General features: G+C 71.7%; 11 protein-coding genes. 3 read left to right on the forward strand and 8 right to left on the reverse strand.

Annotated features, from left to right (window positions below; genetic code table 11):
• Nucleotides 1–108 precede the first annotated feature (108 nt).
• The gene (locus AC061S_RS10075) at nt 109–1,230 is read left to right on the forward strand and encodes an alpha/beta hydrolase (protein ID WP_478685510.1); all 1,122 of its coding nucleotides are present in this window, start codon (nt 109–111) and stop codon (nt 1,228–1,230) included.
• On the opposite strand, the gene AC061S_RS10080 is transcribed toward AC061S_RS10075, so the two are convergent.
• The 3 genes from AC061S_RS10080 to AC061S_RS10090 form a co-directional block, all read right to left on the reverse strand.
• A complete protein-coding gene (locus AC061S_RS10080) occupies nt 1,202–1,486 on the reverse strand; it encodes a hypothetical protein (RefSeq protein WP_478685511.1) in 285 nt (94 codons plus the stop codon). The genes AC061S_RS10075 and AC061S_RS10080 overlap by 29 nt on opposite strands.
• Nucleotides 1,487–1,639: 153 nt before the next feature.
• Entirely contained in the window at nt 1,640–2,308 is a 669-nt protein-coding gene (locus AC061S_RS10085; protein ID WP_478685512.1) for a response regulator, read from the reverse strand.
• Entirely contained in the window at nt 2,305–3,525 is a 1,221-nt protein-coding gene (locus AC061S_RS10090; protein WP_478685513.1) for a sensor histidine kinase, read from the reverse strand. The genes AC061S_RS10085 and AC061S_RS10090 overlap by 4 nt, the downstream gene beginning before the upstream one ends.
• 207 nt (nt 3,526–3,732) lie before the next feature.
• Here AC061S_RS10090 and AC061S_RS10095 point away from each other — a divergent pair, with 207 nt between their 5' ends.
• Nucleotides 3,733–5,940: an MMPL family transporter gene (locus AC061S_RS10095; RefSeq protein WP_478685514.1), complete on the forward strand. Its 2,208-nt coding sequence runs from the start codon at nt 3,733–3,735 to the stop codon at nt 5,938–5,940.
• Nucleotides 5,941–6,016: 76 nt separating this feature from the next.
• Here the strand turns inward: AC061S_RS10095 and AC061S_RS10100 are convergent, their stop codons facing one another.
• From AC061S_RS10100 to malX, 5 genes are all read right to left on the reverse strand, one after another.
• Entirely contained in the window at nt 6,017–7,822 is a 1,806-nt protein-coding gene (locus AC061S_RS10100; RefSeq protein ID WP_478685515.1) for an ABC transporter permease/substrate binding protein, read from the reverse strand.
• On the reverse strand, nt 7,822–8,895 hold the full coding sequence (locus tag AC061S_RS10105; RefSeq protein ID WP_478685516.1) for a quaternary amine ABC transporter ATP-binding protein: 1,074 nt from the start codon (nt 8,893–8,895) through the stop codon (nt 7,822–7,824). Before AC061S_RS10105 ends, AC061S_RS10100 begins: the two co-directional genes overlap by 1 nt.
• Before the next feature lie 181 nt (nt 8,896–9,076).
• Nucleotides 9,077–10,234, reverse strand: a complete 1,158-nt coding sequence (locus AC061S_RS10110) for a SigB/SigF/SigG family RNA polymerase sigma factor (protein WP_478685517.1) — start codon at nt 10,232–10,234, stop codon at nt 9,077–9,079.
• 188 nt (nt 10,235–10,422) lie between these two features.
• Entirely contained in the window at nt 10,423–11,664 is a 1,242-nt protein-coding gene (locus tag AC061S_RS10115; protein ID WP_478685518.1) for a MalY/PatB family protein, read from the reverse strand.
• Between the two features lie 4 nt (nt 11,665–11,668).
• Entirely contained in the window at nt 11,669–13,288 is a 1,620-nt protein-coding gene (gene malX, locus AC061S_RS10120) for a maltose/glucose-specific PTS transporter subunit IIBC (protein WP_478685519.1), read from the reverse strand.
• A 177-nt stretch (nt 13,289–13,465) separates the two neighbouring features.
• Here malX and AC061S_RS10125 point away from each other — a divergent pair, with 177 nt between their 5' ends.
• On the forward strand, nt 13,466–15,034 hold the full coding sequence (locus tag AC061S_RS10125; RefSeq protein ID WP_478685520.1) for a S8 family serine peptidase: 1,569 nt from the start codon (nt 13,466–13,468) through the stop codon (nt 15,032–15,034).
• The last annotated feature ends 24 nt before the right edge of the window (nt 15,035–15,058 follow it).

Genomic DNA, 15,058 nt, shown 5'->3' on the forward strand with positions numbered 1-15,058 from the left:
TTTGCCCTTTTCATAGGCTTTGGTGGCGAACCGTTCCTTTCGTCCTGCGCTCTCACTCCCCGGCAGCCATACCGGCCGCCTCCGTACAGGGCTCAGGAGTCACGCACGATGAAGCACGGCAAACGCCGGGAGGCGCAGCACGGACACGGTCAGGTCCACGGGCACACCGGCGGCCGGCCGCCTCGGCGGCGGCGGTGGATCGGGGTGGCCGTCGCGCTGGCGGCCGTGGGCGCGGTGACCGCCGGAGCGGTGGCCTACCTCGACCCGTTCGACGACACCGGCGACACCGTGCACCTCGACGAGCCCGGCACCACGGCCCGGGGGAGGACCGGCGGCGCGTCCGGCGACCCGCTGACGCTGATGCCCACCGGACCGGCGCCCGAGCTGAAGGTCTCCGGCACCATCCCGGAGGACGGCAGCAAGGTGATGGTGACCACCCTCGCCGGGAAGAAGTCCCATTTCACGGGCAAGGTCTGGCTCTGGGTGCCGCCGCAGTACCACGACCCGAAGTACGCACACAGCGGCTTCCCCGTGATGATCGCGCTGCCCGGCGGGCCCGGCTTCAACGAGAATTACTGGAGCGGGAGCAACCTCAAGCTGGAGGCCGACATCTCCAAGTGGTCCAAGGAGGGCGCCAGCCTCCCCTTCATCCTCGCCATGCCCGTGCTGAACCCGGCATCCGACAAGGACGGCCTGTACTGGGACGGCAGCGACATCCCCGGCCAGCCGAAGATGGGCACCTGGCTCACCGAGGACGTCCCCGACTTGGTCCGCGCGACGTTCCGTACGATCAAGTCCCGCGACGGCTGGGCCTTCATGGGCAGCTCCTCCGGCGGGTTCGCCGGGCTCAAGGCGGTGCTCCAGAAGCCCGACCTGTTCCGGGCCGTGATCGCCGGCGGGCCCGACATCGTCCCCGACTCCCGGCTGTGGAACGGCCACCCCCGGGAGAAGGCGGAGAACAGCCCGCCCGAGCTCGCGCAGAAGCTGATCGACCGGGGCGGACCCGAGGTGGATCTGGCGTTCCAGGTCGGCACCAAGGGCAGCGACGTCCAGATCCGGCCGCCGATCGAGAAGTTCGTCAAGGACTACGGCAAGGGACCCGTGAAGACGATGTTCCACGTCGACGAGGGCGGCGGCCACGACGCCTACACCTACGCTCCCGGCATGTATGACGGCGGGCTCATCCAGTGGGTCAGCAAGCTCATGCGAGGGCCCGTCCCCAGCCCGTGACGGGCGGCGGGCTCACGGCCAGGACCGGCGCCGCCGGCGAGCCGTGCCGGTGCCCGCAGGGATCGAAGACCAGAACCACCGGCTGCCCCGGACGCTGACGCCAGGAGATGCGTTCCGGGGCTTCGTCGCACACCGGGCAGCACGGCAGCGGACCCGGCCGACCCGTCGGGCTCACCCTGCCCGTCGGGCTCAGCGGGTGCGGCTCCGGCCGGTACTCGGGGGCGGCCGCGAGCTGCGTGGAGTGCGGATCGCTCATGGAGTCTCCCTGGTCGTGCGGTTGGGCTGATCGCACTGTGCCATGGACGTGCCCCTTTGCGCACGGGTGAATCCTCCAGTGTTCCGGGGATGTTCCGGCAGGTCAGAGGTGTGCGCCCCGGGCTCCCGGCGCCCCTCCCCGCGGACTTGGCGCTCAGCGCGACCCCTCGGCGACTTCCACCACGCCCGATTCGTACGCGGCGATGACCGCCTGGGCCCGGTCGCGGACGCCCAGCTTGCCGAAGATGCCGGTGATGTGGTTCTTGACCGTGGAGACGCTGATGTCCAGGTCTGCGGCGATCTCCGTGTTGTCGAGTCCGGTGGCCAGCAGCCGCCAGATCTCCCGCTCCCGCGGGGTGAGTCCGGCCGGGACTCCGGCCGGCTGCCGGGCGGGCCCCACGGGGGCCCGTACGTACGTGGAGATCAGCCGGGTCAGCAGGCGCGGGGCCACCGCCGCCTCACCGGTGTGGACGGTGCGGATCGCGGCGGTCAGCTCCTCCGGGGAGACGTCCTTGGGCAGGAACCCGTACGCTCCGGCGCGCAGGGCGGCGACCACGTACTCGTCCATGTCGAAGGTGCTCAGCGCCAGGACCCGGCACTCCGGCAGCAGCCCGGACAGCTTCCCGGTGGCCTCGACCCCGTCCAGGACCGGCATCCGGATGTCCATGACGACCACGTCGGGCCGCAGCCGCTCCGCGAGGGCGACCGCCTCGGCGCCGTCCCCGGCCTCGCCGACGACCTCGAACTCCGGTTCGGGGGCCAGGATCAGGGCCAGGCCCCGCCGGACGAGCGGCTGGTCGTCGGCAATGAGCACACGGATCATCCGCGTTCTTCCTCTCCTTCTCCCCCGGGCGCATCCGGACCGTGCGGCACCGGCAGGCGCGCCGCCACCCGGAATCCGCCGCCGTCGAGGGCGGCCGCCTCCAGGGTGCCGCCCTGCAGGGCGACCCGTTCTCGCATTCCGATCAGACCGTAGCCGGAAACCGGAGCCGCCCGCGAAGGCGCCGGCCGGTTCCCCGCTCCGTCGTCGCGGACCTCCACCGCCACCTCGTACGGACGATACGTCAGCCGTACGTGGGCCCGGGCCTGCCGCCCGGCGTGCTTGCGGGTGTTGGTCAGCGACTCCTGCACGATGCGGAACACCGTCAGGCCGAGGGCCGGCGGCAGCGGGCGGACCGGCCCGTCCACGGTGAACCCGGTCTCCAGGCCGCCGAGCCCGGCTTCGGCGACGATCCGCTCCAGGTCGCCGGTGCCGGGCTGCGGGGCCGGCGGGGTGCGTTCCGGTTCCTCCCCGGCCCGCAGCACGTCGAGCAGCTGACGCATCTCGCGCAGCGCCATCCGCCCGGAGCCCTCCAGGGTGACGAGGGCCTCGCGGGCCGTCTCCGGGTCGTGCGCGAGGTTGGCCCGCGCCCCGCCGGCCATCAGCTGCATGGTGGTGATGTGGTGGGCCACGATGTCGTGCAGTTCGCGGGCGATGCGGCGGCGCGTCAGCAGCGCGGCGGCGACGACGAGGAGGACGGCGACCGTGTTGCCGAGCAGGCCCATGAGCCCGGTCGTCCCGCCGTAGCCGCTGCCGACCACCGTCAGCGGCACGGCCGCCAGGGCGGCCGCCGCCGTGACCGCCGGGCCGCGCACGCGGGCCACGGAGTAGAGCGCGACGGTCGCTCCCGCGGAGAAGTGCGGGCCCTGTGACGTGATCAGGTTCAGCGCCACGCCGAGGGCGAGGACGGCGCCGAGCACGGCGACCGGTCTGACCCGCCGGGCCAGCACGCAGGGCGCGGTCAGGACCACCAGGACGAGGGCGGACACCGTGAGGGGCCGGCCGTTTTCGGCTGCGCCGAACGAATAGCCGACCATGTCGACGACAGCGGCGGCGATGGCCACGAGCGCGTCGTTGCGGGTCCAGTTCAGGGCCCGGGCACCCCTCGGGCCCAGGCCCGGCTTCGTGAACCGGACCCCCCGGTTCTCGGTCTGGGCCCCGTTCGCGCCCTGAACGGGCGTGCTCGCGCCCAACGCATCGTCCGTTGTGATCATCGGCATGGTCCATCTTCCCATCGCGCGGCCCGCGGACCGTGGGCCCCGAGGAGGAGTGCGGACCAGGACCGGAGTCCTGGTCGGGGCCCGCACCGGTCCCTGGTCCCGGGCGTGAGCTCCTCCCGGGACCCGACGTTTCGGGACGCGGCCGGTGATGAGCTGGTGAGCAGGCCGGGGACCCCCCGGGCCGCCGCCCCCGTTACGGAGGACTCCTTGATCCGCGCCCTGACCGCCTTCGCCACCCGAAGTCCATGGAAGGTCATAGCCCTCTGGGCGGTACTGGGCATCGCCCTGACGATCCTCGGCCAGGCCCTGGTCTTCCGCGCCACGCAGCCGAGCACCGGCGAGTTCCTTCCGGCCTCCTACGATTCGGCGGCCGCGCTCAAGGTGGCCGAGGAACACTTCGGGGTCGAGCCCGACGCCAACCCGATGACCATGCTGGTGGCCCGCGCCGACGGTGCGCCGCTGACCGCCGCCGACGAGCGGCGGATCGACGCCGAGGCGGCGAAGCTGGCCCGGCAGCGGATCGTCATGCCGCGGCCCGAGGACACCCCGTCCTTCCTGGTGCAGGACCGTTCCCAGCGGCCCCGGATCAGCCCGGCGATGACGGCCCCGGACCGGAGCTTCCGGCTGCTGTCGGTCGAGTTGACCGGCAATCCCATGGATCCCGGAATGCAGGACCTGTACCGGGCGTTCCGGGACCACACCCGGGCCGAGTTCGCGGAGGCGGACCTGCGGACCGGGTTCACCGCCGGGCTCGCGGACACCGTGGACACCGCCGACGCGGAGGAGACCCGGTCGAAGATCGTGGGCGCCGTGATGCTCGCGGTGATCGTACTGCTGCACGTGCTGGTGTTCCGCAGCGTTCTGGCGGCGCTGCTGCCGCTGATCGCCGTCAGCATCATCGGCGGAGCGGCGGCCGGGGCCGTGGTCGGCGCCGCGCTGCTGACCGGCATCGAACTCGACGCGTCCACGCCCCAGTTGATCAGTGTGGTGCTGGTGGGCATCGGCATCGACTACTTCCTCTTCCTGCTCTTCCGTTTCCGCGAGCACCTGCGCAAGCACCCGGAGCAGTCGGGCCGGGCCGCGGCGGCCGAGGTCGCCGGCCGGGTCGGTACGGCGATCACCTGTGCGGCGCTGACGATCGTGGCCGCGTTCTCCACCCTCGCGGTGGCCACCTTCGGCCAGTTCCGGGTGCTGGGCCCGGCCATCGCCGTGTCCGTCCTGGTGATGCTGCTCGGCAGCCTGACCCTGATGCCGGCCATCCTCGCGGTCACCGGCCGCAGGATGTTCTGGCCCTCGCGGGCGCTGAAGGGAGAGTCCCGCGAGGGCGTGGCCGCGCGGACGGGCGGCCTGGTGGCACGGCGGCCGCTGACCCTGGTGCTCGCCTCGGTGGCCCTGCTGGGGGCGCTGGCCGCGGGGACGGCCGGGATGCGGGTGGACTACGGGCAGAGCGGCGCGGGCGGGGAGCGTAAGGCTTCGGCGGCCACGGCGGCCGAGATCGCCCGCGCGCTGCCCGCCGGGGTGTCGGATCCGGCCGGCGTGTTCGTGACCGCCTCCGACGGGGGCACGCTGACGGCCGAGCGCCTCGGTGGACTCTCCCGCGCACTGGCTTCGGTCGGCGGGGTGGGCCGGGTGGCACCGACGGTGCTGAGCGAGGACCGCCGGGCGGCCCGCATCGACCTGTTCCCGACCGCCGATCCGCACGGACAGGAGGCCCGCGACCTGGTCTCCGGACCGGTCCGGGAGGCGGTGGCCGCGCACCGGCCCGACGGTACCGAGGCACATGTCGGCGGTACGGCGGCGGTCTTCTCCGACATCGCGTCCGCCGTGGACAAGGACCTGAAGGTGGTCTTCCCGGTGGCGGCGGCGCTGATCGCGCTGATCCTGTTCCTGCTGCTGCGCAGCCTGCTCGCGCCGCTGGTCCTGATGCTCTCGGTGGGTCTGGGCTTCGTGGCCACGCTGGGTGCCTCGACGCTGGTGTTCCAGCACGCGGCGGGCCGGCCGGGCGTGGACTTCTCGCTGCCGCTGGTGCTGTTCCTGTTCGTGGTCGCGCTGGGCACCGACTACAACATCCTGATCACCGACCGGATCAGGGAGGAGATGGAACGGCCCGGCCCGGCCCGTGCGGCCGTGGCCCGGGCGGTGCGCCACACGGCGCCCGCCATCGCGACCGCGGGCCTGGTGCTGGCGTTCTCCTTCGGGAGTCTGGCCGCGAGTCCGGGCTCCGCGACCCGGCAGATCGGCTTCGCCACGGGCCTCGGGATCCTGCTCTCCGCGTTCGTGCTGTCGATCGTGCTGGTGCCGGCCCTGGCCTCGCTGCTGGGCCGTTCCCTGTGGTGGCCGGTCGGGCCCGGCCGCGATGCGCGGAAGCCGGAGCCCGTGCCGGAGCCGGCGCCCGAACCGGTCACGGCCGGCTGAATCCCCGCCCGCGCCGTGGGGGGCCGGTGCGCGCAGCCCCGTAGGGCCGTCTTCGCCGCACCGGCCCCCCACTCGCTCAGGCCAGTTTGTCGACCTCGGGGTGCTCGGCCAGCCAGGCGCGGACGGCCTGCTGCTCCTTGCCCTTGCCCGATTCCTGGATCTTGGCCTCCAGGCCGGTGAGCTGGGCCTCCGTCAGCTTGAAGGAGCTCAGCCACTGGGCGACCTTCGGCTCGTCGGCCGCGAAGTCCTTGCGGGCGACGTTGTGGATGCCGTCGCCCTTGCCCCAGGCGGTCTGCGGGTCCGCGAGCTTCGTCAGCTCGTAGGAGGCGTACGCCCAGTGCGGGGACCAGAGCACGACCGCGACGGGCTCCTTCTTCTCGTAGGCCCGCTTGAGCTCGGCGAGCATGCCCGGGGTCGATCCGTCGACGACCTTGTACTCCCCGTCGAGCCCGTACTGCGGCAGCACCTTGTCCTTGAGGAGGCCCATCGCGCCGGCGCTGGGCTCGATGCCGATGATCCGGCCCTTGAACTGCCCCGCCTTGCCCTTCAGGTCGGCGAGGGTCTTGACGTCCTTCACGTAGGAGGGGACGGCCAGCTCGATCGAGGTGGGTCCGAACCAGGAGCCGAGGTCGTCGAGCTTGTTCCCGTACTTCTCCCAGTACTCGGCCTGCGTCGAGGGGAGCCAGGCGTCGGTCTGGAAGTCGACCTGGCCGCCGGCGAGCCCGGTGTAGAGCGCGCCGAGCTCCAGCTGGCGGGCGTCGACCTGGAAGCCGCGGCGCTCCAGGAGCTCCTTCCAGAGGAAGGTGGAGGCGATGCCCTCGTCCCACGGGATGTAGCCGATGCTGAGCTTGCGGCCCTTGCCGATGTTCTCGACCCCGGCCCCGCCGACCGCGTTGACCTGCGATTTCCCGGAGTCTCCGAAGATCCCGAGGCCGCCCGCGACCAGGGACAGCACCACGGCCGAGGCCACGGCGAAGACCGGCTGCGGGCGGTGGCTCCACACCTTGGCGCCGCCGGTGGCGGCGGAGCGCGCCTTGGCGAGGGCGCGGCGGCCGAGCGGGGAGACCTGACGGCCCAGCGCCCCGGTCATCCGGTCCAGGTACATGGCGAGGATGACGATGGAGATGCCGGCCTCGAAGCCGAGCCCGATGTCCACGCTGCCGATGGCCCGGTAGACGGCGCCGCCGAGGCCGCCGCCGCCGACCATGCCGGCGATGACCACCATGGACAGGCCGAGCATGATGACCTGGTTGATGCCCGCCATGATCGTGGGCAGCGCCAGCGGGAGCTGGACCCGTACGAGGGTGTCGCGCGGGGTGGTGCCGAAGGCGTCGGCGGCTTCGACGAGTTCGGGGTCGACCTGGCGGATGCCGAGCTCGGTCATCCGGACGCCGGGTGCCAGCGAGAAGATGATGGTGGCGATGATGCCGGGCACCACGCCCACCCCGAAGAAGATGATGCCGGGGATGAGGTAGACCATGGCCGGCATGGTCTGCATGAAGTCCAGGACGGGCTTCAGGGTGGCGCTGACCTTGTCGGAGCGCGAGGCCCAGATGCCCAGCGGGATCGCGAAGAGCAGCGTGACCAGGGTGGCCACCAGCACCAGCGCGAGCGTGGACATGGCCTCGGGCCACAGGCCGACGGAGTCGACGAGGGCGAAGCCGGCGAAGGCCAGCAGGGCGGCGAGCAGGCCGCGCAGCCACCAGGCGGCGACGGCGAGGATGCCGGCCAGCAGCAGGGGGTTCGGCGCGGACAGGACGGCTTCGATGCCGTCGTAGAGGCCGGTGACGAGTGCGGCGATGGCGTCGAACAGCCAGGACAGGTGGCTCTGGAGGAAGTCGACACCGCTGTCGACCCAGGCGCCGAGGTTCAGGCGGGGCATCACGCGGCCACCTCCGCGCAGTCCAGCGGGGCACGCCGCTCGTCGCCGATGAAGGCGACGAGGCGGCCCTGCGGGACGGAGCCGACGACGGTGCCGTCCTCGGCGGTGACGGCGACGGGGTGCGGGACGCGGGCGCTGACGGCGCACACGTCGGCGAGCGGGGTTCCGGCGGAGACCGTGGGGCAGCCGCAGTCGGGCCGGCCCCCGGGGTCCCCGGTCATGACGGCGTCGGCCGTCAGCACCCGCGAGCGGTCGACGTCCTGGATGAACGAGGCGACGTAGTCGTCGGCGGGGCGGGTGAGGATGTCCTCGGCCGTGCCCTGCTGGACGATGCGGCCGTCGCGCATGACGGCGATGGAGTCGCCGAGCCGCATGGCCTCGTTGAGGTCGTGGGTGATGAAGACGATGGTCTTGCCCAGGCTCCGCTGGAGTTCGAGCAGCTGGTCCTGCATGTCGCGGCGGATCAGCGGGTCGAGTGCGCTGAAGGACTCGTCCATCAGCAGCAGGTCGGCGTCGGTGGCCAGGGCGCGGGCGAGGCCGACGCGCTGCTGCATGCCGCCGGAGAGCTCGTCGGGCCAGGACTTCTCCCAGCCGCCGAGCCCGCAGAGGGCCAGCGCTTCGGCGGCCCGCCGTTCGCGCTCGGCCCGGGGGACGCCCTGGACCTCCAGGCCGTAGCCGGCGTTCTCCAGCACGTCGCGGTGCGGGAACAGGGCGAAGTGCTGGAAGACCATGCTGATCTTGGTGGAGCGTACGCGGCGCAGCTCGGCCGGCGAGAGGGCGGTGAGCTCCTCGCCGTCGACGAGGATCCGGCCCGCGGTGGGCTCCAGGAGGCCGTTGAGCATGCGCAGCAAGGTGGACTTGCCCGAGCCCGACAGACCCATGACGACGAAGATCTGGCCGGGCTCGACGCGGAACGAGGCGTCGATCACCGCCGCCGTCGTTCCCTCGGCGCGCAGCTCGTCGCGGTCGGTCGCACCGCTTTCGAGCGCGCGGACCGCCTTCGCGACGGCCGCGCCGTTGTCGGGTCCTTTACCGAACACCTTGTACACATGCTCGGCTATGAGCGTGGACACATACACCTCAAGGGTCGTACCGGAACGGCCCACCGGCGTGCGTGCGGCCGGCGGGCCGTGGAGCGCGACGGGATCCGCCCGTCACCCGCGCCCCGGCCGCTGTCGGCCGGCGGACGGGTCCGCTCCAGCAGCGCTACTTCCCGGGCTTAACCTCTGCAAACGGTGAAGTGAGTCATGTCACTTACGCTACGTCGCCACCCGCGCCTGCGGCTGCGCCCGCGCAACCGGATTCCGCTTGCTGCGGGGCCCCGGCTCCGGTCCGCTCCGGGTCGGCGAGCATCGAGGCGCGCAGATGCGCGAGGACCCGGGCCAGGAGGCGCGAGACCTGCATCTGCGAGATGCCGAGGGCGGCGCCGATCTGGGCCTGGGTGAGCTCCTCGCCGAAGCGCATCGACAGCATGCGGCGCTCGCGGTCGCTGAGGCGTTCCAGCAGCGGCGCCAGGGTCTGGATGTCCTCGACGCGCTCCAGCGCGGGCTCCTCGGCCCCCATGGTCTCGGCGAGGCTGTGGCCTTCGGTGCGGCCGTCCGTGTATTCGGAGCCCGGGGCGTCGAGGGAGCCGCTGGTGTGGCCGTTGGCGGCGACGAGCCCCTCGATGACCTCTTCCTCGGTGAGCGCGAGGTGTACCGCGAGGTCCGCGACCGTCGGCGGCCGGTCGAGGAGCGTGGTCAGCTGCTCCTTCGCCTTGGCCAGGTCGATGCGCAGTTCCTGGAGCCGCCGCGGGACGCGGACCGCCCAACTGGTGTCGCGGAAGTGCCGTTTGATCTCTCCGGTGATGTACGGCATGGCGAGGGAGGCGAACTCCACCTCGCGGGCCGGGTCGAACCGGTCGATGGCCTTGATCAGGCCTATGGTGCCGACCTGGAGCAGGTCTTCGAGGTCGCCTCCTTCGCCGCGGCCGCGGAAGGGCCGCATCGCGAACCGGACGAGCGAGATGTTCATCTCGATGAGCGTCTCGCGGACGTACCGGTACTCGGGGGTGCCCTCGTCGAGCTCGTGGAGCCGGCGGAAGAAGAGTCGCGTGAGCTCGCGGGCGTCCGCGGGTGCCACCTCGCGGGGCTCCGCGATCCGGGGCGGGAGCTCGGTGGCCGCCGGCTCTCTGCCGGGGCCGGGGCTCTGGGCTCTGCCGGGGCCGGGGCTCTGGGCTCTGCCGGGGCCGGGGCTCTGGGCTCTGTCGCCGCCGGGGCTCGGGACGGGGCCGGCCGGTCGGCCGGCGCAGGGGCCGGGGCGGGGGCCGGGGAGGGAGCCGGTCCGGGGGCCGGGGAGGGAGCCGGACAGGGGGCCGGGGAGGGAGCCGGGAAGGGGGCCGGCGGTATGGGAGAACGGGGTGGGCATCGGCACGGGGTCGCTCCTTGGGCTGGTCGGCTTGCGGCGCATGACCTTGATGGGCGTACACCCTAGCCGGTTCCGGATCCGTTCCCCAGTTCCCTTCCTCCTAGATCAACCAGCCGGAGCCCGGCCGCATTTGCGGCAGGGCTCCGTTCCGGTCGCACATCGGCCGTCCGGCCGCAGTCCCCTCGGCCGTCCGGTCAATTCCCTTCGGCGGCGGGCCCGGTGGCGGTGCCGGGGGCGGCCGCGCAGGCGGCTCGGGCCGTGGTGCCCGAGGTGGTGCGGAGGGCCCGGATCAAGGCGTCGACGCCGGTCTTGGCCTTGGAGCGCGGGCAGCCCACGTTGAGGCGCACGAAGCCCGCGCCTTCGGGCCCGTAGGCGGTTCCGGGCATGATCGCCACCTTCTCGGTATGAATCAGCTCACGTTGGAGCACCGCGTCGGGAACCGCGAGGGGCCGGAGATCGATCCAGGCGAGGTAGCCGGCCCCGGGCGGATGCCAGTCGAGCTGGGGGAAGGCTTCGGCCAGGCGGTCGCCGACCATGCGCAGGTTGTCCCGGACGTAGGCGTTGAGTGCGTCGAGCCAGGGCCCGCCGTCGCGGTAGGCGGCGATGTGTCCGGCGACGGAGAGGACTGCCGGGGAGGACAGTCCGTCGGCGTCCTTGAGGAGGGTCAGGTAGCGCCCGCAGGACTCAGTGTCGCTGAAGATCCCGTAACTGCCGGTCAGCGCCGGGATGTTGAAGGACTTCGAAGCGGATGTCACGATGGCCCAGCGGCTGCCGGGGCGGCCGTGCAGCGCCCAGGGGCGGTGCGGGGCGTGCGCGAGGTCGGAGTGGATCTCGTCGCTGATCACCGCGACCCCGTACCGCTCGCACAGCTCCGCCGTCCGCTCCAGCTCGGCCCCGCTCCACACGTGCCCGGTCGGATTGTGCGGGGAACACAGCAGCAGCACGCTGGTGTCGGGGCGGGCCAACTCCCGCTCCAGGGCGTCCCAGTCGTGGAGCGGCACCCCTCGCGCGTCCCGGTTGCGGGCGGCGAGGAGGCGGGGAAAGGCGTCGTAGGCCGGGGTGTGGACCACGACACCGTCACCGGGTGAGGACCAGAAGTCCAGGATCCGGCCGACCTGGTAGAGGACGGCGGGGGCGTAGGCGATGCGGTCCTGCTCGACGGGGGTGTCGTAGCGGGTGGCGTACCAGTGCCGGACGGCGGAGAGGAATTCCTCGTGGCGCCAGCGGGAGTAGCCGAGGACTCCGTGCTCCAGGCGGCCGCGCAGCGCGGCGAGCACCTCGGGAGCCGTCTCGAAGTCCATGTCGGAGATCGTGAAGGGAAGCAGGTCCGGGGATCCGAAGCGGTCCTCGACGTAATCCCACTGGGTGCACCAGGTGCCGTGCCGGTCGACCGGCGCGTCGAAGTCGTAGGGGCCGGCGTCATGGGTGGGGGTCATCGGGTCAGCCGACCGGGGTGAGCTTGGCGAGGGCGTCCTTCACGGACTGCACCTGGGGGCCGATGATGACCTGCACGTTGTGCTCGTCGAGCCGGACCACGGCGATGGCCCCGAGCTTCTTCAGCCGGGCGTCGTCCAGCAGGGCGGCGTCGCCGACGGTCATCCGCAGACGCGTGATGCAGTTGTCGAGCGCGTGGATGTTGGCCGGGCCGCCGAGGGCTTCGAGGATGGCGACCGGGTCGTACTTGCCGGCGACGAGTTCGGCCTTGGGGGCGTTCTCGTCGGCTTCGGCTGCGGCTTCGGTTTCGGCTGCGGCGTCCGCGGTCCCGGGGCCGGAGGGCTCGTCGTCGCGTCCGGGGGTCTTCAGGTCGAACTTGGTGATCGCCCAGCGGAAGAGGAAGTAGTACACGGCGAACCAGATCGCGGCGATCACCGGGATCAGGTACCACTTGGTCGTCATGCCCTGCAGGACTCCGAAGACCAGCAGGTCGATGACGTTGCCGTCGGTGTTGCCGATGTACACGCCGAGGACGGCGGAGGCCAGGAAGCCGAGGCCCACCAGGACCGCGTGGATCAGGTAGAGCCACGGGGCGATGAAGAGGAAGAGGAATTCGAGCGGCTCGGTGACCCCGCCGACCACGCAGGCGACGACACCGGAGACGAGCAGCGCCTTGATCTCCGGGCGCATGGCGCGCTTGGAGCAGTGGTACATGGCGAGCGCGGCGCCGGGCAGGCCGCCGAGGTACGCGGCCATCTTGCCCTGGGAGAGGAACTGGGTCGCGGTGTGCGCCGCGTCCGAGGGGGTGTGGCAGGAGAGCTGCGCGTAGAAGAGGTTCAGGGCGCCGCTGACGTTCTCCCCGCAGACCAATCCGGCGCCGCCGGCGTCGGTGAAGCGGAACAGCGCGACGAGGATGTGGTGCAGGCCGATGGGGCGCAGCAGCACCTCGCCCATGCCGAAGAAGAAGGGGCCGAAGACTCCGGCGTGCGCGATGCCCGTGCCGACGGAGGCGATCCAGCTTCCGAGGGTGGGCCAGACGAGCGGAACGAGGAGTCCGACGATGCTCATGGCCAGGGCGGAGACGATCGGGACGAAGCGCAGGCCGCCGAAGAAGGCGAGCGCGTCGGGCATCTGCTTGGTGCGGTAGCGCTTGTGCAGCAGGGCCACGATGACACCGACGGCGACCGCGCCGAGCAGTCCGGTGTCGATGGACTTCACGCCGAGCACGTCGGCGATGCCGTAGTGCGCGATCTCGCCCTTGTCCTCGAAGTCCACGCCGCGCGTGGTGAGGAAGAAGTTGACGGCGAGGTTCATGGAGGCGAAGCCGACGAAGCCGGAGAAGGCGGCGACGCCCTTGTCCTCACGCGCCAGGCCCAGCGGAATCGCCATCGCGAAGAGGACCGGAAGGAACTTGAAGGCCACCAGTCCGGTGTTGGACATCCAGGTGAAAGCCAACTGGAGGGGTTCGTTGTCCAGGAAGGAGAGGTTCTGCAGAACGGCCGGGCTGGAGAGAGAGGAGCCTACTCCGAGCATGATCCCGCAGAAGGCCAGGAGTGCCACGGGCAGCATGAACGTCTTGCCCAGGCCCTGGAGGAATTCCCAGAGCGCTGCCTTCGTCTTCTTCATGGTGGATCTTTCGTCCGTGTGCGGAGGGGTCGCACATAAAGATTCCGTTCTGTAAACGGGTGCCGCTAAGAGGAGAAGGGCCCCAATCGGCAAGGCCTGATTCCTCCCCTGCGGCGCCCTTGTGTCGGACTTCCGGACGCAGCACTCTGAGCGGACGACTCAGGGGGGTCCTCTTTCATGATCATGCGATCGCACTTATCGCGGCGGTACGGAGCCGCGCTCGCCCTCGCCTCGGCGCTCGCGCTCGCGCTCGGGGTGGACACCGGGGCCTCGGCCACGGCCCCGCCGGAGGGGGTGGTCCTGTACGCCGGAGCGCCCGGAGCCGTCGGCGACAGCTACCTCGTCCTGCTGGACCCGGCGCGCGCGGGTTCCCGTACGGACCGGGGCCGGGCCGTGGTCGAACGGTTCGGCGGCACGGTCGACCAGACCTACGACTCGGCAGTCAATGGGTTCGCCGTCCGGATGACGGAGCGCCAGGCCCGGCGGCTCGCGGCCGATCCGGCCGTGACCACGGTCGCGCAGAACCGGAAGCTGCGCCTCGACACCACCCAGCCGACCCCACCGTCCTGGGGCCTGGACCGGCTGGACCAGCGCAGGCGGCCGCTGAACAACGCCTACGCGTACGCCACTTTGGCCGGTGTCGGGGTGACCGCGTACGTCATCGACACCGGGATCAACATCAGCCACCAGGACTTCGGCGGGCGTGCCCGGTACGGCTACGACGCGATCGACGGGGATTCCGTGGCCGAGGACGTGCACGGGCACGGAACCCACGTGGCCGGGACGCTCGTGGGCACCACCTTCGGGGTGGCCAAGCGGGCGAAGGTGGTGGCCGTCCGGGTCCTCGACTGGAACGGGGAGGGCACGACCGCGCAGGTGGTCGCCGGCATCGACTGGGTGACCCGCAACGCGGTGAAGCCGGCCGTGGCGAACATGAGCCTGGGCGGTGACCCGGACAGCGTCCTGGACGCCGCCGTGCGGCGTTCCATCGCCTCCGGTATCACCTACGCGGTGTCCGCGGGCAACCAGGACAAGGACGCTTCCGGGCACTCGCCGGCCCGGGTCTCCGAGGCGCTGACGGTCGGGGCGCTGGGCTTCCGCGACGCGCGCTCCTCGTACTCCAACTTCGGTCCGCTGGTGGACCTGTTCGCCCCCGGCGACTCCATCACCTCGGCGGTCTACTGGGGTGACGACTGGAGCACCGTGATGTCGGGCACCTCGATGGCCGCACCGCACGTCGCGGGAGCGGCGGCGGTCTACCTGTCCATCAACCGCACCGCCACCCCGGCCCAGGTGGCGAGCTACCTGAAGGCCAAGGCCACCACCGGGGCGGTGCTCGACCGCGGCCCGGGCTCCCCGGACCGCTCCCTCTACATGGGCAGCGCGCCGAACCGGGTGCTCGGCAAACGCTTCTCCAACACCGCGAACTACGCGGTCGGGGACCTGAAGACCATCACGTCCCCGATCACGGTCAGCGGGGTCGCGGGCCTCGCCCCCGCCAAGCTGGACGTCGAGGTGTACGTCAAGCACCCGGACTCGGGAACCCTGCGGATCGACCTGATCGCACCCGACGGGTCGGTGTACCCGATCAAGGACGAGTACACGGACTGGGGCGAGAGCGACCTCGTCGGCCTGTACACGGTCAACGCCTCCGCGGAGACGGCGGCCGGGGTGTGGAGACTGCGCGTGTTCGACGCCTTCGCCGGGCACACCGGGTACCTGGACGGGTGGGCGCTGCGGTTCTGAACGGCCGAAGCGCGGTGCGCTCCG

The sequence above is a fragment of the Streptomyces sp. CA189 genome, assembly GCF_056428985.1.